General features: G+C 52.1%; 29 protein-coding genes. 11 read left to right on the top strand and 18 right to left on the bottom strand.

Annotated elements, in window-relative coordinates:
- Positions 1-15: 15 nt before the first annotated feature.
- The 4 genes from PEH01S_RS07650 to PEH01S_RS07635 are packed head-to-tail and all read right to left on the bottom strand — an operon-like array spanning position 16 to position 3,631.
- Positions 16-711: a hypothetical protein gene (locus PEH01S_RS07650; RefSeq protein WP_025845066.1), complete on the bottom strand. Its 696-nt coding sequence runs from the start codon at positions 709-711 to the stop codon at positions 16-18.
- A 44-nt stretch (positions 712-755) separates the two neighbouring features.
- The gene (locus tag PEH01S_RS07645; RefSeq protein WP_025845068.1) at positions 756-1,577 is read right to left on the bottom strand and encodes a hypothetical protein; all 822 of its coding nucleotides are present in this window, start codon (positions 1,575-1,577) and stop codon (positions 756-758) included.
- A gap of 10 nt (positions 1,578-1,587) precedes the next feature.
- Positions 1,588-2,331, bottom strand: a complete 744-nt coding sequence (locus PEH01S_RS07640; RefSeq protein WP_025845070.1) for a hypothetical protein — start codon at positions 2,329-2,331, stop codon at positions 1,588-1,590.
- Positions 2,332-2,344: 13 nt separating this feature from the next.
- Positions 2,345-3,631 (bottom strand): SPFH domain-containing protein, encoded by a 1,287-nt coding sequence (locus tag PEH01S_RS07635; RefSeq protein ID WP_025845072.1) that lies wholly within the window; start codon positions 3,629-3,631, stop codon positions 2,345-2,347.
- Between the two features lie 255 nt (positions 3,632-3,886).
- Here PEH01S_RS07635 and PEH01S_RS07630 point away from each other — a divergent pair, with 255 nt between their 5' ends.
- Both PEH01S_RS07630 and PEH01S_RS07625 read left to right on the top strand, forming a co-directional pair.
- The gene (locus tag PEH01S_RS07630) at positions 3,887-4,150 is read left to right on the top strand and encodes an AbrB/MazE/SpoVT family DNA-binding domain-containing protein (protein WP_025845074.1); all 264 of its coding nucleotides are present in this window, start codon (positions 3,887-3,889) and stop codon (positions 4,148-4,150) included.
- Positions 4,150-4,557, top strand: a complete 408-nt coding sequence (locus PEH01S_RS07625) for a type II toxin-antitoxin system death-on-curing family toxin (RefSeq protein ID WP_025845076.1) — start codon at positions 4,150-4,152, stop codon at positions 4,555-4,557. The genes PEH01S_RS07630 and PEH01S_RS07625 overlap by 1 nt, the downstream gene beginning before the upstream one ends.
- Before the next feature lie 87 nt (positions 4,558-4,644).
- On the opposite strand, the gene PEH01S_RS07620 is transcribed toward PEH01S_RS07625, so the two are convergent.
- The 4 genes from PEH01S_RS07620 to PEH01S_RS07605 all read right to left on the bottom strand — a co-directional run bounded on the left by PEH01S_RS07620 (position 4,645) and on the right by PEH01S_RS07605 (position 8,223).
- Positions 4,645-5,508, bottom strand: coding sequence for a copper amine oxidase N-terminal domain-containing protein (locus PEH01S_RS07620; protein WP_025845077.1), 864 nt, complete (start codon positions 5,506-5,508; stop codon positions 4,645-4,647).
- 142 nt (positions 5,509-5,650) lie between these two features.
- Positions 5,651-5,842, bottom strand: a complete 192-nt coding sequence (locus PEH01S_RS07615) for a hypothetical protein (protein WP_127484654.1) — start codon at positions 5,840-5,842, stop codon at positions 5,651-5,653.
- 477 nt (positions 5,843-6,319) lie between these two features.
- Positions 6,320-7,060 (bottom strand): suppressor of fused domain protein, encoded by a 741-nt coding sequence (locus PEH01S_RS07610; protein ID WP_127484652.1) that lies wholly within the window; start codon positions 7,058-7,060, stop codon positions 6,320-6,322.
- Positions 7,061-7,347: 287 nt separating this feature from the next.
- Positions 7,348-8,223 (bottom strand): LysR family transcriptional regulator, encoded by an 876-nt coding sequence (locus PEH01S_RS07605; protein WP_127484650.1) that lies wholly within the window; start codon positions 8,221-8,223, stop codon positions 7,348-7,350.
- 106 nt (positions 8,224-8,329) lie between these two features.
- On the opposite strand from PEH01S_RS07605, the gene PEH01S_RS07600 reads away from it, so the two are divergent.
- Entirely contained in the window at positions 8,330-9,073 is a 744-nt protein-coding gene (locus tag PEH01S_RS07600) for an MBL fold metallo-hydrolase (RefSeq protein WP_246062831.1), read from the top strand.
- Between the two features lie 222 nt (positions 9,074-9,295).
- Here the strand turns inward: PEH01S_RS07600 and PEH01S_RS07595 are convergent, their stop codons facing one another.
- Genes PEH01S_RS07595 through PEH01S_RS07585 form a run of 3 tightly spaced genes read right to left on the bottom strand, consistent with a single transcriptional unit; the run spans position 9,296 to position 12,505 of the window.
- Positions 9,296-10,285: a 2,3-diaminopropionate biosynthesis protein SbnB gene (locus tag PEH01S_RS07595; RefSeq protein WP_127484648.1), complete on the bottom strand. Its 990-nt coding sequence runs from the start codon at positions 10,283-10,285 to the stop codon at positions 9,296-9,298.
- 4 nt (positions 10,286-10,289) lie between these two features.
- Positions 10,290-11,267 (bottom strand): 2,3-diaminopropionate biosynthesis protein SbnA, encoded by a 978-nt coding sequence (gene sbnA, locus PEH01S_RS07590; RefSeq protein WP_025845089.1) that lies wholly within the window; start codon positions 11,265-11,267, stop codon positions 10,290-10,292.
- A complete protein-coding gene (locus PEH01S_RS07585) occupies positions 11,264-12,505 on the bottom strand; it encodes a phenylacetate--CoA ligase family protein (RefSeq protein WP_246062830.1) in 1,242 nt (413 codons plus the stop codon). The genes sbnA and PEH01S_RS07585 overlap by 4 nt, the downstream gene beginning before the upstream one ends.
- A gap of 201 nt (positions 12,506-12,706) precedes the next feature.
- Between PEH01S_RS07585 and PEH01S_RS07580 the strand changes: the two genes are divergently transcribed.
- The 4 genes from PEH01S_RS07580 to PEH01S_RS07565 all read left to right on the top strand — a co-directional run bounded on the left by PEH01S_RS07580 (position 12,707) and on the right by PEH01S_RS07565 (position 15,205).
- A complete protein-coding gene (locus PEH01S_RS07580) occupies positions 12,707-13,510 on the top strand; it encodes a YheC/YheD family protein (RefSeq protein ID WP_025845093.1) in 804 nt (267 codons plus the stop codon).
- A gap of 144 nt (positions 13,511-13,654) precedes the next feature.
- Positions 13,655-13,870 (top strand): YgaP family membrane protein, encoded by a 216-nt coding sequence (locus PEH01S_RS07575; RefSeq protein ID WP_127484646.1) that lies wholly within the window; start codon positions 13,655-13,657, stop codon positions 13,868-13,870.
- A 186-nt stretch (positions 13,871-14,056) separates the two neighbouring features.
- Entirely contained in the window at positions 14,057-14,620 is a 564-nt protein-coding gene (locus PEH01S_RS07570) for a bifunctional transcriptional activator/DNA repair enzyme AdaA (RefSeq protein WP_025845096.1), read from the top strand.
- A 24-nt stretch (positions 14,621-14,644) separates the two neighbouring features.
- Positions 14,645-15,205, top strand: coding sequence for a methylated-DNA--[protein]-cysteine S-methyltransferase (locus PEH01S_RS07565; RefSeq protein WP_025845097.1), 561 nt, complete (start codon positions 14,645-14,647; stop codon positions 15,203-15,205).
- Between the two features lie 76 nt (positions 15,206-15,281).
- Here the strand turns inward: PEH01S_RS07565 and PEH01S_RS07560 are convergent, their stop codons facing one another.
- On the bottom strand, positions 15,282-15,788 hold the full coding sequence (locus tag PEH01S_RS07560; RefSeq protein ID WP_025845099.1) for a ferritin: 507 nt from the start codon (positions 15,786-15,788) through the stop codon (positions 15,282-15,284).
- Positions 15,789-16,070: 282 nt separating this feature from the next.
- A complete protein-coding gene (locus tag PEH01S_RS07555; RefSeq protein WP_127484644.1) occupies positions 16,071-16,334 on the bottom strand; it encodes a hypothetical protein in 264 nt (87 codons plus the stop codon).
- A gap of 119 nt (positions 16,335-16,453) precedes the next feature.
- Here PEH01S_RS07555 and PEH01S_RS07550 point away from each other — a divergent pair, with 119 nt between their 5' ends.
- On the top strand, positions 16,454-16,669 hold the full coding sequence (locus tag PEH01S_RS07550) for a helix-turn-helix domain-containing protein (protein ID WP_127484642.1): 216 nt from the start codon (positions 16,454-16,456) through the stop codon (positions 16,667-16,669).
- Between the two features lie 115 nt (positions 16,670-16,784).
- Entirely contained in the window at positions 16,785-17,840 is a 1,056-nt protein-coding gene (locus PEH01S_RS07545; protein WP_127484640.1) for a chymotrypsin family serine protease, read from the top strand.
- 56 nt (positions 17,841-17,896) lie between these two features.
- Here the strand turns inward: PEH01S_RS07545 and PEH01S_RS07540 are convergent, their stop codons facing one another.
- The 4 genes from PEH01S_RS07540 to PEH01S_RS07525 all read right to left on the bottom strand — a co-directional run bounded on the left by PEH01S_RS07540 (position 17,897) and on the right by PEH01S_RS07525 (position 20,768).
- Entirely contained in the window at positions 17,897-18,973 is a 1,077-nt protein-coding gene (locus PEH01S_RS07540) for an ankyrin repeat domain-containing protein (protein ID WP_127484638.1), read from the bottom strand.
- Positions 18,960-19,505 carry a GNAT family N-acetyltransferase gene (locus PEH01S_RS07535; RefSeq protein WP_025845102.1) on the bottom strand — a complete coding sequence of 182 codons (546 nt, stop codon included), beginning with the start codon at positions 19,503-19,505 and terminating at the stop codon, positions 18,960-18,962. The genes PEH01S_RS07540 and PEH01S_RS07535 overlap by 14 nt, the downstream gene beginning before the upstream one ends.
- 187 nt (positions 19,506-19,692) lie before the next feature.
- Positions 19,693-20,139 (bottom strand): SRPBCC family protein, encoded by a 447-nt coding sequence (locus PEH01S_RS07530; protein WP_127484636.1) that lies wholly within the window; start codon positions 20,137-20,139, stop codon positions 19,693-19,695.
- Positions 20,140-20,294: 155 nt separating this feature from the next.
- Positions 20,295-20,768 (bottom strand): SRPBCC family protein, encoded by a 474-nt coding sequence (locus PEH01S_RS07525; RefSeq protein ID WP_127484633.1) that lies wholly within the window; start codon positions 20,766-20,768, stop codon positions 20,295-20,297.
- A gap of 234 nt (positions 20,769-21,002) precedes the next feature.
- Here PEH01S_RS07525 and PEH01S_RS07520 point away from each other — a divergent pair, with 234 nt between their 5' ends.
- Together PEH01S_RS07520 and PEH01S_RS07515 are read left to right on the top strand one after the other, a co-directional pair.
- On the top strand, positions 21,003-21,617 hold the full coding sequence (locus PEH01S_RS07520) for a DJ-1/PfpI family protein (RefSeq protein ID WP_127484631.1): 615 nt from the start codon (positions 21,003-21,005) through the stop codon (positions 21,615-21,617).
- A 288-nt stretch (positions 21,618-21,905) separates the two neighbouring features.
- The gene (locus tag PEH01S_RS07515; RefSeq protein ID WP_127484629.1) at positions 21,906-22,550 is read left to right on the top strand and encodes an SGNH/GDSL hydrolase family protein; all 645 of its coding nucleotides are present in this window, start codon (positions 21,906-21,908) and stop codon (positions 22,548-22,550) included.
- Positions 22,551-22,562: 12 nt separating this feature from the next.
- Here the strand turns inward: PEH01S_RS07515 and PEH01S_RS07510 are convergent, their stop codons facing one another.
- Positions 22,563-24,947: a polyprenyl synthetase family protein gene (locus PEH01S_RS07510; protein ID WP_174807111.1), complete on the bottom strand. Its 2,385-nt coding sequence runs from the start codon at positions 24,945-24,947 to the stop codon at positions 22,563-22,565.
- Positions 24,948-25,154 lie beyond the last annotated feature (207 nt).

The raw sequence follows: 25,154 nt of genomic DNA, 5'->3' as shown, positions 1-25,154 counted from the left end.
CTTAGACATGCCTTTTTACTGCGGGTAACTTAGCAAGGAATCACAATATGGACAAGCCTTACTCTCGCCAGGGCGAAGTATAGTAGACGAACCGCAGCCATGGCACTCCACCGACTGGGGCAATCGTCTTTCCGACGGTTTGTACAAAGGCATCGGCTCGCTCCACTCACGGATATGGCCGTCTTCGTTCCCTGCACCAGTACCCTCGCGGGCGATAAAACCGTTCTGATGGAAAACAAGGGTCATCGAATACATATTTATCGAAGCATGCGGAAGCATGCCCCGGTCGATCATGCGTTTCAAATCGTTGATCACCACGGCCCGGCGCTGGTTGATTAATTCCTCGACGGCGCCAATGGATTTGATCCCTTGCTCCATGATGATAGTGCGATAAAGCTTGTACCGGGCATTGAGCCGCACTCGCTTCCATTGGCTTATCCCTAGCAGGAATACACCCGGAAGAAGAAAAAATACGCTTAACAGAATGAAAAGCTCAAATAGTTGGTTAATTTCCTTCGTGAAGATTAAGCACATTAAAGAAAACATAATCAGAAATGCCGCGCCCGCAACTGCCCAATCATATATTTTTTGATAGCTCAAGTTCCGATGCTTCCACACACGGATAACGAACAGAATGATACCGGCCGGGAAAAAGAGAACCAAAGCCAGTACCACTAGAACGCCGTTTATCGCCGGTTTGTCCATATTCAATTCGCTTTCCGCCTCCCCTCTTGATATGCTGAATGCCTGCTTTCCTATCCGCTCTTCGGATACGTCAGAGGGGAATCGCAATACGGACACGTTTTGCTTTCGCCGGGCTGCAGCAAGGTCGACGAACCGCAGCCGGGACACTCCACGATCTTCGGCAACGGCTTCTCTGCCATTTTGGACGACGAGGTCATTTTGGTGTATTCGTACAGAACCTCTTCGTATACGCGTTTGAGGTCTACGTCTTTAGGCAGATCTTCCGGAAAATCCTCCTCGGTCATATACTCCTGAGGCAAGTCAGAATGTACTGTCAGTTCGACTGGTCGCTGAAAAACGATAGCCATTGAATTCATATCCAAATAGGCATTGGGGAACTCACCAAGATCAATCAGGCGCTTTAAATCGTTGGTAACCACCGCCGGGCGCTGCCAGGTCATCTCCGCGATGGTATGGACAGAAGTAATTCCTTCCGACATGACGATATGGCGATAATGGTCATACCTGACAAAAAGCTGTTTACGACTCTGCTTGCTCACCCATAGCATGGATACTCCGGGGGTGAGTAAAAAAATGATAAGTATAAACCACATCGAAAACAACGCAAAAGTATCTGCTGGAGATATGCTGTGTAGGAATAAAAATAAAGATGCTAGGAGTACAAACAGAACAAGAAAGGTCGCGCCGGCATTTCTCCAATCATATATTTTTTGATAGCTCAGATTACGATGCTTCCACACTCGGATAGCCGCCAAAAGGAGACCCGCCGGAAAAAACAAGAGGAACGCCAGCACGATCACTACCCCTTCGATAGCCGGGCTGCCCATATCCAAATTAACTTCCTTCTGCTCTTCTATATTGCTCTGAAGCACTGCCCCTACCTCATTTCAGCGTGATCAACTGGCTGTTTCTGCGGCCCAGGTCGGCCGAGATATCGCGCAGAAGCTTACGGGACATTTCCACCTTGCCCGTCTTCCCAGCCTGATCACTTAGCCCGCGGACGCAGCGCTCCAGCTCCTTGATCTGCCACAGCAAGTTCTCCTCCATATGGATCATCGAAGGATGTGAAACCGGATCGCTGTACTTCACTTTTTCGATCAGCTCCCGTACCCCTGCTTTCAACGCTTCCCGCTCCTCGATTTCCTCTTCTTCCAGCGCATAGCTGACCGAATCGAGGGCCAGCTTCATCTGCTTCATCAGCTGCATCTGCGCCTTCCGATCGTCCTCTTGATTCCGCACAACATTTGTAAAATGGTAGGCAAGCCCCATCCCGATCGCCCAGAGTACTGCGGTTATGACTTCAATCAACACGTAAGAGGTCAGAGAAATCCGCAAGGTCAACCAGAAGAAAACCGTATGAAAAATAGCGGCAGCTCCATACAACACCGATATCGTAACGAAAGTCAAGGAGGCGGGAAGTACGTCTCCGCGCCGGTTTTGCTTCACTTCACCTACTGCGCAGTAATAGCATGCCGCTTCCGCAAGAACGATGGAGATCAAGGAAATCCACCAGTGCCCGGTTCCCCAATCCTCCACAGGGCATAAGAAAAAGGCAGCTACGGTTCCCAAGACAATGAGGCCGAACATCAATTTGGCGGCCACGGCAGGCAAACGGTTCATATTCATCTCAAGCTCCTTTTCACCCTAACTTATTTCCGCACTCAAAACAAAACTTTTGCCCCGGCTGCACGACCTGCTGACACTGGCTGCAGGTAAGCACCATGCTCTTGCCGCACTCCGGACAAAACTTCGCCCCTGCCTCCACCATCGTCGCGCATTGGGGACAAGTGACGCCCAGCGACTCTCCGCATTTCGCACAATGAAGCGCTTGTTCCGGATTATCCGCTTGGCAGCGTGGACAAGGACGGTACCGGTCCCCGCAGTTCGGGCAAAACTTCGATCCCGCCGGAAGGGAATGTCCGCACGCTTGGCAGGCAACGGCCGAGGAAGCAGCTCCCTGCTTGAGCGAATGTCCGCACCCTCTACAAAAGCTGGAATCATGCGCATTGTTCGTACCGCAATTCGAACACGTCTGGACAGGAGCAGATACATCCATGTGTCCCGACAAACGTGAAAACGTGTCGCCAATCGTCATACCGACGCCTTGTCCGAGCCCCAGACCGATACCCGCTCCCAAGAAAGCCGACGGATTCCCTTCGTTCTTCGCTGCGCTTTCCAGCGTATTGAAGGTTCTTTCCTGCTGGTAGGAGAAACCGAGAATGTCCATTTCCGCTTTTTTCGCCAATGCTTCCTTTAACCGCTTCGTGGCCGGATCTTCCTCGGGAAGATTAATGGAGTCGATCTGGAAGCCGACCAGGCGAATCCCGTACTCTTGAAAAATCGAAACGATTCGACTTTCCATATGTTTGGATATTTCGGAGATATAGGCGTTGATTTCCAAAATGCTAATTTTTTTATGTACCAGGTAGGCGGAGATAAGCTCTTTGATGTTCATCATCAAGATGCTGCGAAAATATTTGCCAAGCGCCGCCTGATCGACCGCCGGAAGCGTTCCGACCAGCTTAAGCAGAAACTTGCGTGTGTCTTCAATCTGGAGGCCTAGCTGGCCGAACGCGCGGACCGATACCATCATGTGATATTTGGGCTCCTGCAGTTGAATCGGAGTCGGCGTCCCCCATTTCAAGTCCAGTTTATGCAGCTTGTTCACGAACCAAATTTCCGCCGTAAACGGCGACTTGCCGCCAAAAGGCAAATTGACGACAGAGGAAAGGACCGGAATATTTTGCGTCGATAACGTATGCCGGCCGGGACCGAGCAGGTCAAGCGCCTCCCCGCCTTTGAACAGCAGCGCTTCCTGGGTTTCGTTGACGATAAGCTGAGTCCATGTGCCTAGTTCTTGATTCGGATATTTCCATACCAATAAATCGGGCGGCCCGTCGAATTTGACTACTTCTATAATTGCCATCTAGGTACCCCTTTCCATATGCTGGTCTCACATGTAATCCTTTTACATTAATATACTACGAAACCCGCCCTTTTTGGACTCAAAATTTTCCATTTGATGCGTTATAACAGACATTTTTGCTAGATTTCGACAAGATGCGGCAAGACTTGGAGGTTGCTTCTCGGGGAGGATACCGGGAAGTACTATTTTCAAAAAATACGTACGCACTGTATAATTGTTATAACAATTTGACATATTAATAAGGAGAATGATGATATGAGCAAGGTGGTTGGGATGGAGCGAAAAGTCGCCAAATTCGGCAACAGCTTAGGCATCACGATGACAGAGGCCTTCAAACGAATCGGAGTGGAGCTCGGGGACTCGGTACAGATCGATGTGCGGGAGAAAGACGGGGAGATCGTCATACGAAAAGCAAACAAAGTTTCTCTGCCAGCAGGAATAAGTCCGGATTTTATAGATACTCTTTCGCAAGTCATGGAGGAGTATGACGAAACTCTGAAAGGGTTAAAAGATAGATAATGGCTCACCTTCGTTATCTAACTATTGAAGAGGTCATCGCCGTAAATGTAGCCGTTATTCAAAAATATAGTCTTGGGGAGCATATCGGAGTAAAAAGCAATAGCTTGTTAGAGTCAGCCGTCCTGCGTCCTCAGTCTTCAGCGTTCGGGGAAGACGCTTATAGGACCTTATTTGATAAAGCCGCTTCCCTTTTCGAATCTTTGGGGCAGAATCATCCCTTTCAAAATGCAAACAAGCGAACGGCATTTACCGCTTTAGTTATTTTCCTTCGGTATAACGGCTATCGGTTTGTGATGGATGTAAAGAAGGCTGAAGATTTTACTGTAGATATGGTGAATCATAAGTTCTCTTTTGAAGAACTGGCCGAAATCATCAAGCAGCATGCCGTGGTTATTGATGCGGAGTAAACATATTTAAAAGTAAATGGGCCGAGGACCGCAGTCCCCAACCCATTTGTCGCAGCCCCATAAGGCAGGCTTCTTTGCAAGCTTATCTTATTTGTCTTCGTAGATTACGACGGACTTCGACTCTTCTTCCCATTTCACAACGGCTTTCAAAGCTTCGCTGACGAAACGGGCAGGCACTACGGTATTGCCATCCACAATAGCTGCCGGCACTTCCAGCGTCACTTCTTTGCCGTCCACATAAGCCTTCGTGCTATCGACGAAAAGTTTCACGGTGATGCCGTCGCGAGTAACCGTCACCGAGCGTTCTTCCGGGTTCCAGCTTACCTCCGCTTTCAGAGCTTCAGAGATGGCCCGGAAAGGTACCAGCGTGCTGCCCTCACGGATGAAGGGACGAACTTCCATGGACGGCTCTTCGCCATTAACATACAATTGCACGCCGGACTTTCCAAGCTTCTCGTAAAGCTTGCCGAGCTTCTTGTAAGCGTTGAGGTTTTTCACATTCGCTTTTACAGCTTCCTTTTGAACGTACACCGCATCGGTTACGTTACCTTGATTGTCAAGCAAATCGGCTGCCGCGGAAAGTGCAGCGTCTTTTTCGACGATAGCTTCCAATTCAGCCTTTTTCTCGGCCGTAAGCTGCGTTTCGTATTTGGTTAAAAGAAGATCGGCAAGCACAGCGCCGGCCGGTTTGTCCTTTACATTTTCAATGGCGTTGAGCAGGCCTTTATAGCCGTTTTTGCCGTTGTTGTCATAAGTCGCGTCCGTAACAGATGCCTTCGACTCTACCTCTACTTTAACTTTGACGTCTTTTTCTTTTGCAGTATCGTGAGATGGAGCTGTGACTTCCGCTCTCTCGGCACGGTTGGCATTATCAGGCTTGGCCAAAGCGGAACCGGCCATCAGGCTGGTAGCGACGACGCAAGATGCGGCGATCATCATCGGTTTTTTCATGTTCATAAATATTCTCCTTTGCTGGTTAAAATTTGTTGTTTGCATGAGCTCACTAAGTTGTTCGTTACCGTTAATTTTTTTGTGGGGTGTCCGAAAAAAATAAAAACTTTTTTTAAGCGTGCCTTGTGTATTGGACCCCGCTTCATTTGTTGGAAACAATGCTTCGCTCCAGCTTTACATGCAGCAGCTCCGTTCGTAAATCTTTACCCATGTTATGTAAAGCAGACACAATCTCTTCCGCGTAAGAACATGGATCGTGTCCGCTTTTTTTCACAATATGCTCCAGGATTACTTTAACGCATTCCTCGCAGCTTTCGATTTGTAAATTGTTCATTTTATCCGGGCTCCTCCCACCCAATAATCAACGTAAGTTGAATCATTCAAGGGCCTGCCGGGCGATGACTGAGGCACGTTTTTGCTTGATACAATAATAAGAGCATCGTCCACCAGGAGCGATGCTCTTTCTTGTTTCTTATTGAGAACAGCTTAGCGTAATTTGACCGTGGACTTCGCTCCGCCGGATTCGAAGACAACGACCAGACTCTCGGGAGCGTCTGCGACTACGAGAACATTTTGTCTTTGACCGACTTGTTAAACTCAAACGAATCCAGCGTAACTTCCCAATCCTTTAAAGTGAATTTTTCGCCGGTTTTTAGAACTTTGGCCTCTTCCTTTTTTTCTTTAGGCTGTTCTTTAGACTTGTCCGCCGGTGCCTTGGAGTCTACCGAGGACTCCGTCTTCGCGGCAGATTCCGTTTTCGCAGGCTCCTTCGGCGCATCCTGTTTAGTTCCCGCCCCAACGGTTCCAAAGGTTATTTTCTCCGAAATGGTATGATCGACGACCGGCATACATTTTTCCGATTCAGCCGGACGATTTCGTTAATGCCGTATTTGTCGAATTTATCGGTCAAGTCATTGCAGCCGTATTTCAATTTGAACTCCATCTCTTCCTGGTACAAAGGGACAATGGAGTAGAACCGGATCGTTCTCTCGGAGTCCATCTCCAGCGTCAGAAAATCGGGATGAACCATGATGGGCGGCAGCAAAATGACTCCGTTCAATTTCGTCCGGTCCGACAATGGACGCGCGGGGTCGCCGTTAGGCACCGTATGTCCGTGACCCAGCCACGTCTCGTACTCATGAGGAAGCCTGGCCAGCATCTTGAGCCACCGGACCGGCCAATAATGGTTCTCGTCGGCGAAAGCTTCCTGCGAGATCGGCCATTCGGGCGGCAAGCAAATCATCAGTTCCGCATAATCGTAGCCCTCGATGCCTTCGGGAACGTTCATCGGCAAATAGCTCATTCCCGTCGTAAACAACGTGTGGTAATTCCGTTCCTGCGTCGGCTTAATGTGATAGACGTCGATGTGGACGATATCGGAAATAATTTCATGAAATACGTTGTCGAGCTTGCCGATGTAGGTCTCGAAATGCCGTTCGATCTTCCCGTTCCAGCCTTCCTCGCCATAGTTGGGCGGCATCCAGCCGCGTTCCTTGTCCTCATACTTATAAATGGGGCTGCCCGATTCTGAATAATCCGTAGGTTTGACCAAAGAAATGCACCTCTGCTCTCGATTCGTTCCCTTTTTTTTCAACCCGCGCCACTTCTCTTATTATCGACAGAACTATGAGGAGATTGAATAGGGGGCAAATGAAAAGGAGTCCTTCCTCTTATTAGAGAGTAGAACTCCTCGACGCTTAAATTATATAAAGTGTTAGACTCGATGCCATACACGAAGTGTTTCGCAAGTTAAATCCGAATAATAAAGCTGTAGACTGCTTTTCAACGTTCTCCGTTAACGTAATGACCTGGTTTTCACTGTGATTTTGCCGAGAGATCTTAGGAAAAAGCTGCCGTCACGTACTCCGAAAAACGTTTCGCCGCCGGCGCCAGAAATTTGTCCCGTTTCTTCACGAGGCCGATTTCGCAGATGCACCCTTCGTCTTTAATGGGCAGCCACACCAAACCGTCGAGCATTAATCCGTTCGTTTTGGGAAGAATCGATAACCCGAGTCCGGCCGCCACAAAGCCCGCCACCGTCATCAAGTCCTCCGCTTCGTACGCGACGGCCGGCGCGAAGCCGATCCGGCTGAAGCAGCTTTCCAGTGTCGACTTGAGCCCGCAGTAATGCTTCACTTCGATGAACGGTTCGCCGGTCAATTCCCTGAATTCGATCGCTTCCCGCTGCGCAAGTCGATGAGCAGGAGAGACCACGATATACAAGGGCGCCGTCACCATCGGTACCCATTCATAATCGTCCGATTCCAGCTTGGCGGATGAAATCATAAGATCGCATTCGCCGTTTTCCATATGGCCGCTGATGAACGTATGATTCCCCTGCGCCAATTCGAACCGAATCTTCGGGTGCCGTTGACGAAACCCGCGAATAAGCTTAGGTACGAGTTCCGCGCCAAGTATATTCAGATAGGCGACACGAACGACGCCCGATTCGGGGTTCGCTTGTTCCTCAAGCGCTTGCTTTCCCCTCTCCAGTTCGGACAACGCGCGTTCCACCGATTCGGCAAACATTCGACCGTAACGGCTTACTTGGATATTCCGGCCTCTCCGCTCGAACAGCGGCACCCCCAATTCTTCTTCCAATTTTGATATGGAATGGCTTAAGGCCGGCTGCGTAATCGCCAACGCTTCGGACGCCTTCGTCACATGCTGAAGCCGTACGACAGTAAGAAAATAATCGAGCTGAGTCAGCTCCATCTTAGTCATCTCCAATTCATTAGTAATATTCATGATATTGATTATTATAATAAATTGGACGTTATGAATGATCAAGCATAAGCTTAGAGCAAAGGAGATGATGAAGATGAAAACAACAGTAAGCTTAAAGACGGTTGCCATCGAAACGAATTTCCGAGGCATGCCGGAAGTGCTTCATCCCGTACTGATTTGGGACGATCAGGAGGCCGTCCTGATCGACGCCGGAATTCCATACCGGTTGCCCGTATTTGAAGAAGCTATGGCTCAAGCGGGAATCCGCTTTGACAAGCTCAAAAAAATCATTTTAACCCACCATGATTTGGACCATATCGGAGGGTTGCCGGAGCTTCTGAACGCCTTCCCGCATAAGATCGACGTACTCGCCACCGAAGAGGAAAAACCTTATATTGAGGGAGAGAAGCCGCATCTGAAGATAACGCCCGCATTCATCGACCGGCTTCGTGCCGCGCTCCCCGCCGAATTGCCTTCGGAAAGACGGGATGCAATCCTTCATTTATTGGAACATCCGCCGACGGCCAAAGTGGATCAAATCGTAACCGACGGGGAGGAACTCCCCCTCTTTGGCGGGATCGAGGTCATTCATACGCCAGGCCATACACCCGGACATATCAGCCTCTATCTGAAGCAGCACAAGCTTCTTATTACCGGGGACGCCATGATGATCGATAACGGGTGTTTCGTGGAACCCGACAACTGCGTAGATGCGGATTTGGCAAAATCATCGCTGAAAAAGTTCCTTCCTTATGACATCCAAACCGTCATCTGTTATCACGGGGGGCTTTGCGAGGAAAACGTTAAACATCGTATCGAGCAGCTGGCATATAGTTGAATAAGATGGACACCATCATCGAAGCATGCGAAACGGCATGACTTCGATGTTTTTCTTTATGAACGGCAAAGAAGGAGCCGACTCTGCGCAGGCCCCTATCTTCATAAACCAGGATCTGTGATAAAGTGGATTAAGCAATAGCTGCTAATAAGCACTTCAACATACGGAAATTGATTGCAGCCATTAGCCCGCCTACCGAGCGTCCCGCGCGATCTGCCTGCTTCATTGTCCTCTACCGATGCCCGCATCCTCCAGCCTTATGCCCTTGCCGAGCCGCACGGCTTCCCGCCAATAGTATCCCGCAACGCCGATATCGAAGATGGCGAGGCCCATCGGGTTAAAATAGACAGGCTCTTCCGCCGCATAATCAGCCAACCCATCGCGGCATACGATGTCCGTAAGCGTCCGCACGTCGGATTCCTGCAGGCCGTACCGCAGATGCAGCTGCTCTACGTCCGTGTTCTCGCGGCACACCTCCCGCCAATCGTCGACGACGATCGCCTTCACCTTCGCCACGCTTTCGGGCTTGTAGTCCCGCAGTGAAACGCCCAGCAGCAGCGCACCTACCGGCGGGGCCTCGTCGATATACCGTTCAGCGGAAACGGTGCAGGTGGCGAACACGACGGAATTCCGGTAAACCAGCCGCCAGTCGTCCGCAATGTCCGTGATGGCCCGGACGGACGCCGGCACCGTGCCCGGATCGATCCCCTTCAGGTCGTACAGGCTGACCTGTCGGAGCTTCTCGCCCAACAAGTCGGCGCACATCTCGAGGTGAAGCCGGCCTATCGGCCCCCAGCCGATAATCCCGAGCCGCACCTGTGCCGGCTGCCTGGCCGCCATATAGGCATTCAGCATGACTCCGCTGACCGCGGCGGTCCGCAGTCCGTTCAGCAGTCCGCTGTGAAAAAAAGCAAGCGGCGCCCCGGTCGCGGGATCGTTCAAAATGATCGTGTTATGCGCCCTCGGCAGCCCGAGGCGGCTGTTATGCGGGAAGCTGGCGATCCACTTGATGCCGGACATCGGGCGGCTGCCGCCGACGAAAGCCGGCATCGCTATGATCCGGTTGGCCGGATCGCGGAAGCGCAAGTACGGCTTCAGAGGATGTACGCAATCGCCCTCCTCCTTGATTCTTACGATGTCCTCGATAATCCCCGTCAAGTTGCGCCAATCGATACCGATCTCCCGAATATGCCCGTCGTGCAGATACAGCATACGCTCACCCTCCTTGCGGTGAAGTCGGATCAAAGCCCAACTCCTGCCGGACCCAGTCATCGTTATAGACCGTCCCCAAGTACCGCTCGCCCCGGTCCGGGAGGATAGCCACGCACACCGCACCCTTGGCAATCCGGCCGCTCATGGCACGTATCGCCGCGACGACGCCTCCGGACGACGCTCCTGCCAGAATCGACTCGTGCCGTACCAGCTCGCGGCAGCCCCGGACACAGTCGCCGTCCGTCACATAGACGACGTCGTCTGCGATGTCCTGCTGGTAAAGCCCCGGCGTAAGGCCGGCGCCGAGTCCGGGAAAGCGGCGCGGGCCTTTGGCTCCCCCAAAAATAACGCTGCCGGCGGCGTCCACAGCCACAATCCGGGTAGACCACTGCCGCCCGCGGATATATTCCATGCATCCGCGGATCGTCCCGCACGAGCTGACCCCGCAAAACAAATAGTCGATCGGCCCAAGCCGTTCCCCGATTTCTCTCATGGTCGTCTCTGCATGGGCCAAGCTGTTGTCGGGATTTCCGTACTGATTGGTCCAATAGGCCTTCGGGATTTGCCGAAGCAGCTCGCCTACCCGCCGAATTCTCGCCGGCAGAAACTCCCCCGTCGCCGCATCGGGCTCCGTCACCAAATCGATTTCCCCGTGAAAGCTGCGGATAATCTGTTTATGCTGCTCCGTCGTCCGGGGATCGATCACGCAGATAAAACGAAGACCCAGATAGCGGCATAGCTGCGCAAGACTAATCGCCAGATTCCCCGAGCTGGATTCAATCACAACGGTATCCTTGGTTATTTCCCCGCGGCGTATAGCCTCCCGGATCATGTATAGCGCGGGCCGGTCTTTGGCGCTACCTCCCGGATTCATCCATTCCAGCTTGCCGTAAACCTCGAATGGCTCGCCTTCGAAAAGCCGCCGCAGCCGGATTAACGGCGTTCCGCCAATCGCCTCCACGATGCCTCCCTCGAGCTTCATTGCGATCCCTCGACCTCATAGTATATTTTTTTGGCTTTGACCGAGCTGCGGTGCTGCGAGTCTTCGAACCTCTCTCCGATAACCTGTATTCCTTCCAAAATTCCCGCCCGGATCATCGCACCGATCTCCGGAATGCGGTTCTCCAAGTCCCGCTTCAAGCTCTCCAGACGCGATGGGTCGGCATGCGAACTGTAAACATGAACCTTCAGCGCATTGCCTGCTACGCTCACACGAACGCCGGCTTCGTTCAGATGGCGGCATACGACGTCTTCAATGTCGTAAATGCTGATTTTCTCACCGTGCTTCAGGTCCGGGCCGATTCGCTTGACCACGCTATGGAAGCTTTGCCTTAGCCGCCCGTCCACCCGAATAGGGCGGAGATCGCGCACGACGTCGTAGGTGACATAGCGCAGGGCGGGAAACGCCTCTCTCACCGTCGATGACAGCACGAGCACCTGCTCGCCCTCCGGCAGCGGCTCCCATTCCTCATTCAGCGCTTCTGCACCGAGCCCTTCCGCTGCGAGCCCTTCGGTCAACAGGTACCGTCCATGCCGGTGAGAGTAGTAGGCGATCGTGCCGATCTCGATCGAGCCATACGTATCCGTGATCCGATCGGCACCGAGACCGAGCCGCTCCGCCGCCCGCCGGATCCAGCTCGCCGAAGCGATTTCCCCGACCAGAACGACGTGACGGATGCCGTACCCTGACGGGTTATCCGATGCCAGAAGAATGCGTTCCAGAATCGACGGCATCGTATACAGCACCTCGGGCCTGAAGCTTGCGAGACGTGCGAGGTGCTGCTCGATCGGCAGCCGGAAAGATACGGACTCGACGTCCATCCCCAGCTCGCGAAACACTTCGACGGCCGTCGCTTCCGCATGCCCCGTCCCCATATCCGCCAGAGCCGTCCGATAACCGTAAGGTCCGAGGATTTCCCGGAATACGTCCAGTTTAATACGCAGATAAGCCTCTTCATCCCGGTCCGAGTAAAAGATCGTTTTGCGTCTGCCCGAGCTTGTACCGGAAGTCTGGTATCGATGAAGACCATCGCGCTGCAAAAGCGGGTTATTTTCCGTATAGTAGTGGGCCTCCAGCACGGAAGCCGTCACCAGCGGCAGCTTCTCCAACGCCACTTCCGCTTCCTCCTGCCCCTGCGGAACGCCAAGCTCTTGCACGTACCAAGGGCAGTATTCCGCGATCCGGCCGATTGCTTGCCGAAGGCCTGCAAGCGAAGACATTTGCTTCCCTCCCCCTTCATTCCTACCCTGTTCAGGACTTATTTTGCGATTGTATACCATATGCGGGTTGTACGTGCAGCGTTCTATTCTTCCCGTGATTTGGGATCAGGATAGGCATTGGCAGCCGTCACCCCGATACTTGCCGATTCGTATGATGTAAGGGCTGCTATGCTTTGTACGGAAAGGAAGGTTACCATACGGATGAAGAAGAAAAAGAAGCAAAGTTATATTGCCAGCAAGCTGGTGAAAACCCAAGTGGTCCTGCGCAGTCCGGAACTGGCAAAGCACGTGCCCCTTACACGCCCGTTGACCCGCAGCCGCTTGTTCCGAATGCTGGAGCGGTACGGCATGGTATACGTGAAGCCGGATACCGGCTCGCAAGGCAACGGTGTGTTGCGGGTAGAGAAAAGAGCGCGCGCTTACCGTTATCGGAGCGGAGTACGGACGCTCGACTTTCCGACCTTTCAAGCCATGTTCCGGTCGGTAAGCAAGCACACGGGCCGTAGACGCTACGTGGTTCAAAAAGGAATTCACGTCCTAACCTACCAAGGACGCCTCTTCGACTTTCGGGTCATGATCCAGAAAAACCCTGCCGGCAAATGGGAATGTACCGGAACGGCGGGGCGGCTCGCCCATCCTCGCAAAGCGGTGACGAACGGAAGTCAGGGCGGCACGATTTTTACCGCCTCCCTTCTTATAAAGCCCTCTGCGGGAGCGGCAGCGACGACCAGGCTGTTGCGAAGCATGAACCGTCTGGCCCACTTGGCCGCCGTCCAATTCAGCCGCGCTTATCCCGCCGTGAAAGAACTGGGGGTCGATATTGCCATCGACCGCCGCCTGAAGCCCTGGATCTTGGAAGTGAACACCCGGCCTGACCCTTGCCCGTTCACCAAGCTCCCGAACAAGCGCATGATCCGCAGAATCGTCGCCTGTGCCCGGGCTTACGGCCGCCGGTACCGCTTGCAGTGCACCAAAGCCAAAAGTGCGCCGGCACGCCACCGTTAGGTCGTGAAGATACGGTCGATACCGGCCCTTTCTTTTTGGCTTGATGAAGGACAAGCCCTCCCGGCATGGATTTGATCGGCTGGCTGCCATACAGCGTCGCAACCCATGCTGGGGCTTCGTTTACTTTTATCCGATGCATCCGTTATGCTGGAAGTAACGCATTGCCACAGAGAGGAGAACCATCGTCGCTTTGACTTGGTATTTCGGATTGTTGCAGGACTGGCGCTGCTTTCGCTTTTATTCTTGCTGGAAGGGGAAATCAAGTATCTCGGCTTGATTGGAATTCCTCTGCTCTACACGGCGCTTACCCGAAAATGTCTCATTAACCGTCTACTCGGCATCAATTCCTGCAAGCTTTGACGCTTGCCCCTCATTCCAGCCTCAGCTGCCGGCCGCCCGGAGCGATCCCATCGCTTCCAGACGGCCGTTTTGCGTCTCCACCGTGCCTCCCCGCTTGGACTATCGAATTATTGCTGTCCTATTCTTGCTCTATTATCAGAACACGCGGCTTCGGTTTATAATGAGTGGCAGAGGGGAGGCCCCAATATGGACGACGCACTATTTCAGTCGGTATACGAGACGATTTTGCGGCGCGACACCCGCTACGACGGGCGGTATTATATCGGAATCACATCGACGGGAATCTTTTGCCGGCCTTCGTGCCGCTCCCGCATTCCGAAGCCGGAAAACGTGAAAGTATACGGCAGTATCGAGGAAGCGCTGCAAGCGGGATTCCGGGCATGCAAAAGATGCCGTCCGGAACAGCCCGGACAGCATGGACCGGATGCGCAAATCGCTCATGCCGTGAAGGAATTGATCAAGCGGCGGTATTCCGAGCCCTTGACGCTTGGCGATATAGGGGCCGAACTCAAAATGAGTCCCTACCACTTGCAGCGCGTGTTCAAGCGCGTTACCGGAACGACTCCCTCGAAGGAGCTGCTCCATGTCCGCATGGAAGAGGCCAAGCGGCTGCTTGCCGCAGGCGGGCAGCCGGTAACGGATATCGCGGCGGAAGTCGGCTTCCGCAGCCCATCCCACTTTACATCCGTATTTCACAGGACGGTCGGCTGCACACCGATGGAATACCGGGAAACCGCCGGCGCCCGTTAAGCCGGTTAAGAAGGAGGCATACCTATGGGAAAAACTACGACCGACGTGTACTGGGCGGCCTTCAGGCATCCCAAGCTCGGGAACCGGCCGCTCTATCTGGCCGCTACGAAGCAAGGCTTGTGCCGGATTACTTGGCCCAGTGAATCATTCGACACCTTAACTACATGGGTGGTTAAACATATTCCGGGCGCCACATTGATTAACGACCAAGAACCGTTGTCCGAATACGTCCGGCAGTTGGAGGAATACCTGGAAGGGAGCCGCCAAGCGTTCGCCCTTCCCCTCGACATGCGGGGCACGAAGTTCCAAACCGCCGTCTGGCAGGCGCTAACCCGCATTCCCTATGGCGAAACCCGCAGCTATTCGGACATTGCCGGTGAAGTGGGCAGTCCTGCGGCCGTCCGTGCCGTAGGCACGGCGAACGGAGCCAATCCGATCCCCATCGTCGTCCCGTGCCACCGCGTGATCGGCAAAAACTCCGCACTCACAGGGTTTCGGGGCGGCCTGCAGGTGAAACAAGAGCTGCTCCGTCTGGAAGGCTTTGAAGATTTTACGCTTAAGGGACATGCCCGATTTCAGTTTTGAGTTCATGCGAATCCGCGCAAAAAACTGCTCCCCATGCTTCATAGCTTGGAGGAGCAGTTTGCGGTTCCGGTCTATGCTATTCGGCAGGCGGCGTGAAGGTACGCTGGGCCAATTGGGCATCGAGCATGTAGAACGCATTGCTGTCGTTATCGATACGGCGAAGCTTCTGGATGATACTATCGAACGTGGCTTCCTCTTCGACCTGTTCGTCGATGAACCACTTCAAGAAGTTGATCGTCGCGTGCTCGCGCTCGTTCCATGCGATATCCGACAGCTCATAGATGCGCTTCGTCACGGTTTGCTCGTGAGCAAATGCATGTTCGAAAGCATCCAGCAGCGAATTGTACTCGTTCTGCGGGTCCTCCATTCCACTGACGTGGGCGCGCTTGCCCAGCGTGTTAATGAAGTGAAAAATTTTCATGGCATGAAATTTCTCTTCCTCGGCCTGTACGATAAAAAAGTTCGCAAACCCGTCGAAGCTTTCCGACGAGCAGTATCCGGCCATCGCCAGATACACTTGGGAGGAATAAAATTCGTAGTTCATTTGTTCGTTCAACTTGGCGAGCAGGTTCTCACTCAGCATCAGGTCACGCCCCTTGTTCGCATTCTATCCGAGGTTGTCCCTCTATTCGGTGAAAAAAAGAAATACTTCCCACACCTGTTCTTAGTATGTTGTAACTCTTTCCAAATGTAAAGCAATTTCTGGCACACCTTATTTCATAAAATAGTGTCCCCAAAATGAAAAAGTTCATTACCTCAAGCTATGTTTCTAGAGCCAAGATGGTAATATGGTCATACGATACGGAATTAAGTTATAATAAACCATGGAAAATAGCTAACAACTGCCAACGTTATCAGGCTTTAGTTACATCGGGTGAGATGCACTTTCTGAAGAAGCAACGATAATTTTCTCAAGCTTCAAATGAAGCAATTCGGTTTGCAAATCAGCACTGATTGTATGGATCGATGAGAGGATTCCTTCTGCTGTAAGAATATGTATTTTTCCTTGTGCTGCGACAATGGCATCCAGAACGGCGGAAACGCATAATTCACAAGTATTTATTTTTTCCTGTAACGTTTCTTCTTCGGCTATTAAGAGTCCAATTTTATCCGACAGCTTGGCATGCATTACTTCCCCTCCTCATTAGTCAGCTCAATCAAAAATATACGCATGAGCGTAATCAAATAATATACGCTTGGGCGTAAATTGTCAATGCCTTCGGCTTATGGAAATAGGAGATCGTAAAGATGAGAAAAATCAAAATAAAATTAAAGGAAATATTAAAACAAAGAAACATGACACAGTTGGAGCTGTCGAAACTATCGAATGTCAGACAAGCCGCCATTTCCGAACTCTGCAGAAACGAAAGAAAAGAAATTAATCTTGAGCAGATAGAACGAATTGCAAATGCCCTAAATATCACCGAAATCGGCGAATTGCTCGAGTTTCGGGAGTCGGACTAATCGATCGAACCGACACCGGTCGTGCTTTAACCATCAACATTTTGCCTCTCCATAAACGCCCGTAACAATCGGCAGCAAAACCATACAATATCTTAACCTGCACAAAGGGGAGGATATTGTGGCTACGTTTAGGGCTGCACTGCGCATGAAAAGAAAGATCGCCGCACGCTTATTGAAAAAGAACGGTATTCACGGGGTCGGAATAGGCTTCAGAGATCCCGCGAATCCGAAAAAGGGCGCAGCCGTCATCATCTACACGGATAAGGTTTCTTCCGCAAACCTTGGTCTCGTTCCCGCTATGTTTACCGCCAAAGCGAAGGGCAAAGGAACCGCCGTACCCGTACCTATCCGCGTCGTCAAAACGGGAAAAATACGCGCGCACGCGGACTACACCGCTCGGATTCGCCCCGTGCCTCCCGGCTACAGTGTCGGCACGACGAAGGGCTCAGGCAGCGCAGGCCTGATCGTGACGAACGGTCCCGAGGCGGCCAACCGCTATTTACTGAGCAATAATCATGTGCTGAATCCGGACAATACGAACGGCGCCACCGAAACGATTCAGCCCGGGGGCGCCGACGGAGGCCGTCCCGGCAAGGACCGCATCGGCCGCTTATATAGCTATGTAAAGCTGGAGCCAAACAAAACTAATGTTATGGACGCGGCGCTCTCCGTCCCTGCAAACAACCGCCTGCTTAATCCGAATTATCCGACGGTCGGAGTCATCCCCGGTTATGTGACGTCGTATCGGGTGGGGGAGCAATTTAAAAAGGTGGGGCGCACGACAGGCTTGGTGACCGGAAGGGTGGAATCGATCGACACCGATATTCAAATCGACTACGGCGGTAGTCTGGGGGTGCTTACCTTCAAGAATCAAACGGTGATTCGAGGAACTACCCCTATATCGCTGGGCGGGGATTCCGGATCGGTCTGGCTTCGAGACTCGGACAATTACGCCGCGGCCGTGAATTTTGCCGGCTCGTTGGATGGCCGTCTTTCCATTGCCTTCCCCGTCTGCTGGGCTATGCAGGCCTTCGGGACGAAGGTGGCTCTGGCAGGCGGCGCAGGCAAAGTGAAACAGGTCAAAGCCGCGAGATCGTCCCGCGCGTATGTCCGCAAGCTTACCGCAAAAGCGCTCGCCCGAATCAAGCCGAAAAAGGCTTTAAAGCCATAACAAACCGCATCTCCGCAACGCAAAAAGCACTGAGCGCATGGTCAGTGCTTTTTGCGTTAATCCTCGAACGTTTCTCCCGATAAGTTTCCATCCAGTATATCGTCGATAATGCCGGCTGCCTTAGCCAGGAAAGCCTTCCACTTCAGACCCGGCAGCAAAATTAACTCGTCATGCTCGACATCCAGGCTCCCCAGACATTTTTTGTCTTTCACCCAGACGATAAATCCCGTATTGGAGTAATTATCGATGTCTTTGACCAGATCGATAAAGGTTCTGCCTCTCCACTCCAATACACGGACGTCAAATATCGTTTCGAATTCAATATATTCGGACGATTGGCAATCCTTTAGTTCAATCCTTCGATTCTCAATCCCAAGCCATTTAATAATTTCAGCCGGCAAGCCCAGACGCTTAAGCTCCTTGGCCCGATTATCCATCTCATGCCAAATCGGAGGCTCGAATTGCTTGATATACTCCATCAGCTCCTTATGGTTATTCTGTTTGGCATAAGAATAAGCCCGGTCGCCGTTTTTGTCCTTAATCGTGACGTCGGCGCCATGTTCAATCAAGTACTTTACGATTTCGAAGTGATTCATGGAAGCGGCCATCTGGACCGGAGTCGTACAATAAGGAAACACCTGACTGCGGCCGTTAAAGTTGACATCGGCTCCATGCTCCACAAATAATTTGACGAATTCGAATTTTCCGGACCATGCGGCGTCGCGAAGAGCGTCCCCGCCTGCGTAGGTTCTCATATCGAAGCCCAATTCCAGTAAAGCCCGGACTCCCTTATGATTGCCGAAAGCAAGGGCCCTTCCTATAGCGGAACTCTTAACATGGGTAAGAGCATGGAGATCGGCGCCCGCTTTGACCAATCTTTCAAAGAGATCGCGCGTTCCATACCGGGCAGCGTAAGGCATGACCGGGTTCCTTTCATCGTTCAGACGATCGAATACGTACTTCTCCAACAACTGCCGGGCCAGCGCCAGCTGTTTGTACTCCAACGCTTGATTTAAAATATGGACGGGAAGCGTGCTCCCTTCCGGCAATCCGTGCTTTTCCAAAACGGGCATAACCTGATCCGCATCGTTGCTTTTAATACAGTTGATCACTTCTTTTTCAAATTCCGTCATGACAGCCTCCCAGCCGAATCCAAAACCTCTTGACGATAGTTCCGTCGTCCTCCGTAAATTCCGATTCAAACCTGCCGCCCTGCTTCAAAATCGTCTTCTCCGAGCCAAGGTTGTCCTTGTCACAGACCAACAGCACTTGGTCCAAGCCCATCGCTTTCGTCACTTGCAGCGCCTGCGCCAGCAGCGCGCTCGCATAGCCCCTGCGCCTATAGCCGGGGCGTATGCCGTACCCGATATGGCCGCCGCTGTTCAGCAGCTTGTCGTTTAATCGATGACGAATGTTGGCCGCACCTACCACAAGATTCTCCTCGTTAAGCAGCCAGTAGGTTGAATGAGGCACCCAATGAGGATGGCTTACTTTCTCTTCGCTGTCTTCCGCATACAGGAACTCCAGCATCGCTTCGAAATCAATGGGATCTTGACGGACAACCCAAGGGACCATGGGTTCCCCGCTGTTTATCCAGTCCGCATAGAATGACAGGTAAGGCTCCCGGTATTCCATAGAAGGTCTGACTAATCGAAGCTTGCTCATCCGAATCCCTCCTGCCTTCTGCATCGAATTCCCCTACATATTCCATTTATGATTTGGTCTATTATAGCTTCTCTCCCTCCTATTGACAATCCGGTTGCTAAAGGATCCACCCGATGAACGCAAAAAGGCGCCCTTGTAGGCGCCTGTCGTCCGGGTATACAACGGTGGTCCAATGAAGATTCCCGGTTTACTTACTCGCTTGACTTTCAAGCAGCTTCTTGAGCTTCTTCAGATCTTTTTCGTTAGCTCTCCGCATCATGAACGACATAACCGGAGCGAACCATATGGAAAACCCGGCCGGATTCCCTCGGTTTCGCAAGGTCATTCGGGTTGCGCGGCTGCCGGCCGATTCCCAGGTATACGTGGTCTCCATCGGAAAAGGTCCGGAAGCCGTCTTCATGACAAGCAGCCGACCCGGCTTGTATTCGACAATTTGGTAGACGTAGGCCAGCTGCTGTCCTAGAAACCGGGCTTTAAAGGCAATTCTGGATCCGACGGCAAGCGGCTTTGGGGTCTGCCATTCGGCCGAATGAATATTGACATACCATTCTGGAGCGTTGTCCGGGTCAGCCGCATAGGCCGAAACTTGATCACAGGGGCACTCGATAATGATTTTCGTTTGAACGTCTACCATGATGGACTCCTTCCGGTTTATTGTTCAATGACAGGCGCTGTGAGATAGGATGTCCATATATGGTAACAAACATAGAACGAGCCGCCATGCCAAAAAAGCACCGGCCCGTTCGCCAGTGCTTTACTTCTTGTGAAAACCAAGAACACCTGTCTCTCCTATGCAGATAACTTCGCCAGAAGCGCCTCGAGACGGTCCATATTTTGCTCGTTTCCCTCGATCGCATACGTCTTTGCCCGTTCGAATTCGACAGCCGTGTCGAAGCGCTGGCGGAAAGTAAGCCTCGTCTTACCGGCAATATCCTCGAAAGTGGCCGTCACTTGAAATCTAGGGCCTGATACATGTTGCAAAACGATCCGCTCCGGTTCAACGATCTCCCCGAAAACGCACTTGTTCCGATAGTCGACACCATCGGGCCCATGCATGATAAACTCCCAAGTGCCCCCCGGTCTCAAGTCAAACTCCTGAAACGTATTCGTAAAGCCCTTCGGTCCCCACCACTGGGATAAATGCTCCGGCAAGGTCCAAGCCTTAAAAATGAGCTCGCGCGGCGCATCGATCATGCGCATAGTTGCCAGCTCAAGCTCGTCTGCATTCGTTGCGCTGCTGCTCGCTGCATTGTTTTCGGACATGTCTATTTCCTCCAAAGATCATGGTTCCTTGCCCCCCATTATAGCATGGAGGGAACTAAGCGGTTTCTTATGGATTGCTATTGCAGCCGCGTATCCGATTTGCCGCCAAAAAATAGCTCCTTGTAGTCATTTAATGTTTCTGGCTCTGCTTATATAATTTACCAGTAAGTACAGCTTGGCGAAGGCAGAGCGTCGATGGCGAGACTTGAATACCAAAACCGAGGAGGAGATCGTATGCAATCTTGGAAGATCGGAATTTTGCTGTTTGATCAGGTGGAAGTGCTTGATTTTGCCGGCCCTTATGAAGTGTTCGGACTTGCTGCGTATGACCGCTATCAGCCGAACGAGCATTTCCTGTTCAACGTCACCACGATATCGGAATCCGGGAGCCCGATTGTCACAAGGAATAACTTGAAAGTAACCCCCGACTACAGTCTGGCAACCGCCCCTGCTTACGATCTGATTGTGATCCCCGGAGGGCCGGGAGTCAGGCAGGCTCTGTCAAATCAGACTCTGATCAACTGGATTCGCGAACGATCCGGCGATACGCCATGGATCACCTCCGTATGTACGGGGTCTCTGCTGCTGGCTCAAGCGGGTCTTCTGGATGGAAAAAAAGCGACGACTCATTTTGACAGCATCGAGTGGATGCGCACACACTTTCCGGCGATCGATGTCATCGAGGACGTCAAATATGTGGACGAAGACCGGATCGTCACTTCGGGCGGCGTTGCCTCCGGCATTCACATGTCGCTGCATATGATGGACCGCTTAGCAGGAAGGAATATCGCCGAGGATGTATCCCGCGTAATGGAATTCGAGACGGACTTCGACGCGTACGCGTGCTGAAGAAACCGGCAGGAGCCTACTTCGCATGGCAGGAGCACGAAATCGAGCCGGTAGCTAAGCAGCCGGATGCCGTTAATAACAGGAGCGTGCCGACGCATTTCATTGCGGCAGACGCTCCTTTTTCTTTTATCGATTGCGGGGATGTTCCCCACGTCCACACATCGTGTGCGCGATTGCAATATGATACTTTAGAACATACATGCGCGAGCAGCAAGCGATCGGCCTCCTTCTTTTTAACAGATCTTTGCGCTGTAGATATGATTAGAAGTTGGAGTTGATGATATCCTGATGATCTATACGGCTCTCGGAGATTCGATTACCTTTGGCGAGAATGCTTCCTCCTGGGCAAAGGCCTACCCTCAACTGGCCGTGTCCGCTTTAAATTCGGACGCGCGCAAGGTTCGCAGCTTCGTTCTGGCGCGGCCCGGCTGGAGCAGCTATGATCTGTTGGATGCCGTGATCTGGCGGGGGGCTTCCGTCATTGCCCATTCCTCTGTCGTTTCCGTGTGGATTGGCGGGGTGGATTTGGCTAACGCGGCATTGGCATCCATTACCGCCAAGCAGCCGCTTGCCGTAAAGCACCTTGTAGCCGGCTACAGGCGCAATTTAAGTGCTATCTATACTCGAATTAAAAAAGGAAGCCGGGCCCGAATCATTGGCTGCACGCAATACAACCCGTTTCCGAACAGCCCGCTTGCGGTTGAAGCGATAGGCCGATTGAATCGGATGATCAACGAGCTCGCCCATAGCTGCGATGTTACTGTAGCCCCCGCTCATACGTGGTTCGAAGGAAAACAGGCGGAGCTTGTGCATGGGTACCGGAACGGAAAAATCGAAGACGCGTTGAACGGGTCTTTGCCCATCCATCCGAACGATCGGGGACACCGGGTGATTGCCATGGGACTGGCCCCGTATCTCATGCCCCGCAAGTAATCTTTGTGCATCCTAGCGGTTTCTGTTGACCATATAATCCAATAAATGCTTCAGAAAAACAGTACGGCGCGGCATTTCCTGCAACGCTTCCATGGCAATACAGTAGTGCTCCCACATCTTTTTGCCCGCGCCTTCCTGACCAAGGATGGTGACGAACGTCGAATTGTTGTTTTCGGCATCCTGGCCGACGGGTTTTCCAAGCAAGTGCGCGTCTCCTTCCAAATCAAGCAAATCATCCTTGATCTGAAAAGCTATACCGGCATGGTAAGCGAATGTTTTCAACACTTCGATTTCCTTCCCGTTCACCTGCGCGAGAATAGCGGGCATCACCAAAGCGGCTTCAAACACAATTCCGGTTTTGTAAAAGCAAATCGTATTCAACTGCTCCAAGGTCAATGCTTTTCCTTTGGAGCTTAAATCCATCGCCTGTCCCACACACACGTTTTCCGCCATTTCGGCCGAATATTTCATCAGAGCAAGCACGGTTTTTGCATCGAACTGATCCAGTGAAGCTTGTTCCTGAATGGCCTTCTGAATCAGAAACAGACCGGTTAATTCGGCCGTGGCGCTATTGTGCACCCGATGCAGTGTCGGACGCCCTCTACGGATCGACGCGTTATCCTGGGACGGCAAATCATCGAAGATCAGGGAAGCGGTATGCATATATTCCAGTGATCGCAGTAAGGGAACGATTGACTTTGCGCGGAGTCCATATTCTTGCACGCCCATGACCCAGGTCACGATCGGACGCAGACGTTTCCCGTCCCCTTCCAGACTGTAATTCGCCGCATCAATAAGCGATTCTTTCATCGCTGGCATTCCGTCAGACTTGGCAATCCGCAGCATGTCGTTAATCTGCCGGCGCACCGATTTAACGGTTTCGACGAACTCTTCTTTTTCGTTCCGGTCTCTTTTCAAAAGGGCGACCAGTTGGTCCCGCAGCAGTTTATCGAAAAATTCCACGTCCTCCGCTTGTTCGACCATCTGTTGAACCAGTCGGTTGAACGCCGGGTTTCCCGAAGCGAAGATCTCCATAATCCTGTTGTACTTTTCAGTGCCGATGCGCGCTTTACAACGTTTCAGACCGTTGATGGCCCGATCCAGAATCACCTCGCGGGTCTTCGCATCGGAGCGATACACCTTATGAATGAGATGGGCAATGACCGTCCAATATAATTCAAAGGGATTGATCAGATCCGGCCGTGAATCACGGTACATTAAATAATAGGTATAGGGGGTGACGGCTCCGTCTTGCTTATCGTCGAACATATCCGCAAAATCGTCAGCCAACTGGTTGAATATGCCGTAATAGAAGGTCCGGTCCTCGAACCCTTCGTCCAAGGGAGCGTGAAGGATCGAGCGGGCAATCAACCGGGAGGAAGCGGACTTTAAAATGACCGGTACATAAAGCTCCTCATTGGTGTACGCAGTATGGGTCAGGTCCTTTGCCCGGTCCAATTCCTGAGAATGAAAAAAAACGTAAGCCTGCTCGAAGAACAGGTGCCGGGTCTCCGGCCGCTGATGGTGCTTAATATATTCAAAGGCTTCCCGCAGCTCCGCGTGAACGTATTGAATCATCGCCTTGCGGGCTCCGGTCCACTCGCCCAATTCCGGCACCGATCCCGTCAGAAGCGCAGTCCGTATCATATCGGAATAATGCGCTTTTTCTTGAGCGGTTAAGACCTGCGCATCCAGAAGATCGTCGATGAACGGATAGGTCAGACCATAGGAATAGCCGAGCCGGATCGCTTCATCCAGTCTCCGGGCACGCTCCTCAGGCGATTGCTCCTCTCCCATCTCCTCGATCGCATGCATGACTACCCCGACAATGATCTTGATCAGCTTGCGCTGCGCATGCTCGGCATTCATTTCCTCCGGAATATGGACCGATACGTTCTTCAGCTTGTCTATCACCCATATCGCGGCCGATTCCACACCTTCTTTCTGAGCCCAGCGATACAGCCCCGCAAAACTAATAAACGCCGGACGATCTTCCCGTTTGGTTGCGGCGGGGAGAAGCAAGCGATGCTTGATGTCGGCAGCTACCCGCTGAATTTTGGCCTGCGCTTCGGGAGAACCGATGGCTTTGCCCAGATCCCGCATGTAAATATAGGAGACGCTTCGATTCAGATAATCATCCAGTTTGCCCGTATGCTTCAGCCACTGGATATAGCGGTGATAGTCCCCGTCATTGGCCTGACGCTTGCCTCGGGCAAACATGGACAGCCATGATTGGCCGCGAACATGATCCCGTTTCCACCATTCAAAATCTTCCGTCAGGACAGACACATACGTCTTTTCCATGACCTGCTTATAGAGCGACGCAAAGTAGCCGGCAGCTTTCTGCTCGGCGAGCCGATAACAGGTATCGGCATGAATCATATATTCCTCATTCATAGGGTGTATACCTCAACTTCTATTGTTGGTGTAGGAGCATGTTTTTGGGTGAGGACGAGGTTTAGCCACAAGCTGCATCGGATGAGCTTCCGGCAGCAGCTTGTCGGCTTCATTTTATAGTTTAAATACGGGAGAGGATTTTTTAGGTTGCGAATCATTTATAGAGGCGGTGGTGCCGGCGGCTTGTAGAACCGGTGACCAATTCTC

Source organism: Paenibacillus ehimensis NBRC 15659, from assembly GCF_004000785.1.
Taxonomy (GTDB): Bacteria; Bacillota; Bacilli; order Paenibacillales; family NBRC-103111; genus Paenibacillus_G; species Paenibacillus_G ehimensis.
This window is presented reverse-complemented; position numbering and strand designations above follow the sequence as displayed.

Bases quoted from the DNA above. Each gene is read 5' to 3' on its own strand.
- PEH01S_RS07585 (WP_246062830.1), bottom strand. From the start codon at position 12,505: ATGTCTTCGCTTGCAGGCCTTCGGCAAGCAATCGGCCGGATCGCGGAA.
- PEH01S_RS07600 (WP_246062831.1), top strand. From the start codon at position 8,330: ATGAAAACAACAGTAAGCTTAAAGACGGTTGCCATCGAAACGAATTTC.
- PEH01S_RS07525 (WP_127484633.1), bottom strand. From the start codon at position 20,768: ATGTCCGAAAACAATGCAGCGAGCAGCAGCGCAACGAATGCAGACGAG.
- PEH01S_RS07630 (WP_025845074.1), top strand. From the start codon at position 3,887: ATGAGCAAGGTGGTTGGGATGGAGCGAAAAGTCGCCAAATTCGGCAAC.
- PEH01S_RS07530 (WP_127484636.1), bottom strand. From the start codon at position 20,139: ATGGTAGACGTTCAAACGAAAATCATTATCGAGTGCCCCTGTGATCAA.
- PEH01S_RS07620 (WP_025845077.1), bottom strand. From the start codon at position 5,508: ATGAAAAAACCGATGATGATCGCCGCATCTTGCGTCGTCGCTACCAGC.
- PEH01S_RS07625 (WP_025845076.1), top strand. From the start codon at position 4,150: ATGGCTCACCTTCGTTATCTAACTATTGAAGAGGTCATCGCCGTAAAT.
- PEH01S_RS07535 (WP_025845102.1), bottom strand. From the start codon at position 19,505: ATGAGCAAGCTTCGATTAGTCAGACCTTCTATGGAATACCGGGAGCCT.
- PEH01S_RS07580 (WP_025845093.1), top strand. From the start codon at position 12,707: ATGAAGAAGAAAAAGAAGCAAAGTTATATTGCCAGCAAGCTGGTGAAA.
- PEH01S_RS07515 (WP_127484629.1), top strand. From the start codon at position 21,906: ATGATCTATACGGCTCTCGGAGATTCGATTACCTTTGGCGAGAATGCT.
- PEH01S_RS07635 (WP_025845072.1), bottom strand. From the start codon at position 3,631: ATGGCAATTATAGAAGTAGTCAAATTCGACGGGCCGCCCGATTTATTG.
- PEH01S_RS07555 (WP_127484644.1), bottom strand. From the start codon at position 16,334: ATGCATGCCAAGCTGTCGGATAAAATTGGACTCTTAATAGCCGAAGAA.
- PEH01S_RS07570 (WP_025845096.1), top strand. From the start codon at position 14,057: ATGGACGACGCACTATTTCAGTCGGTATACGAGACGATTTTGCGGCGC.
- PEH01S_RS07575 (WP_127484646.1), top strand. From the start codon at position 13,655: ATGCTGGAAGTAACGCATTGCCACAGAGAGGAGAACCATCGTCGCTTT.
- PEH01S_RS07640 (WP_025845070.1), bottom strand. From the start codon at position 2,331: ATGAATATGAACCGTTTGCCTGCCGTGGCCGCCAAATTGATGTTCGGC.
- sbnA (WP_025845089.1), bottom strand. From the start codon at position 11,267: ATGAAGCTCGAGGGAGGCATCGTGGAGGCGATTGGCGGAACGCCGTTA.
- PEH01S_RS07520 (WP_127484631.1), top strand. From the start codon at position 21,003: ATGCAATCTTGGAAGATCGGAATTTTGCTGTTTGATCAGGTGGAAGTG.
- PEH01S_RS07540 (WP_127484638.1), bottom strand. From the start codon at position 18,973: ATGACGGAATTTGAAAAAGAAGTGATCAACTGTATTAAAAGCAACGAT.
- PEH01S_RS07605 (WP_127484650.1), bottom strand. From the start codon at position 8,223: ATGGAGCTGACTCAGCTCGATTATTTTCTTACTGTCGTACGGCTTCAG.
- PEH01S_RS07595 (WP_127484648.1), bottom strand. From the start codon at position 10,285: ATGCTGTATCTGCACGACGGGCATATTCGGGAGATCGGTATCGATTGG.
- PEH01S_RS07550 (WP_127484642.1), top strand. From the start codon at position 16,454: ATGAGAAAAATCAAAATAAAATTAAAGGAAATATTAAAACAAAGAAAC.
- PEH01S_RS07565 (WP_025845097.1), top strand. From the start codon at position 14,645: ATGGGAAAAACTACGACCGACGTGTACTGGGCGGCCTTCAGGCATCCC.
- PEH01S_RS07510 (WP_174807111.1), bottom strand. From the start codon at position 24,947: ATGAATGAGGAATATATGATTCATGCCGATACCTGTTATCGGCTCGCC.
- PEH01S_RS07560 (WP_025845099.1), bottom strand. From the start codon at position 15,788: ATGCTGAGTGAGAACCTGCTCGCCAAGTTGAACGAACAAATGAACTAC.
- PEH01S_RS07615 (WP_127484654.1), bottom strand. From the start codon at position 5,842: ATGAACAATTTACAAATCGAAAGCTGCGAGGAATGCGTTAAAGTAATC.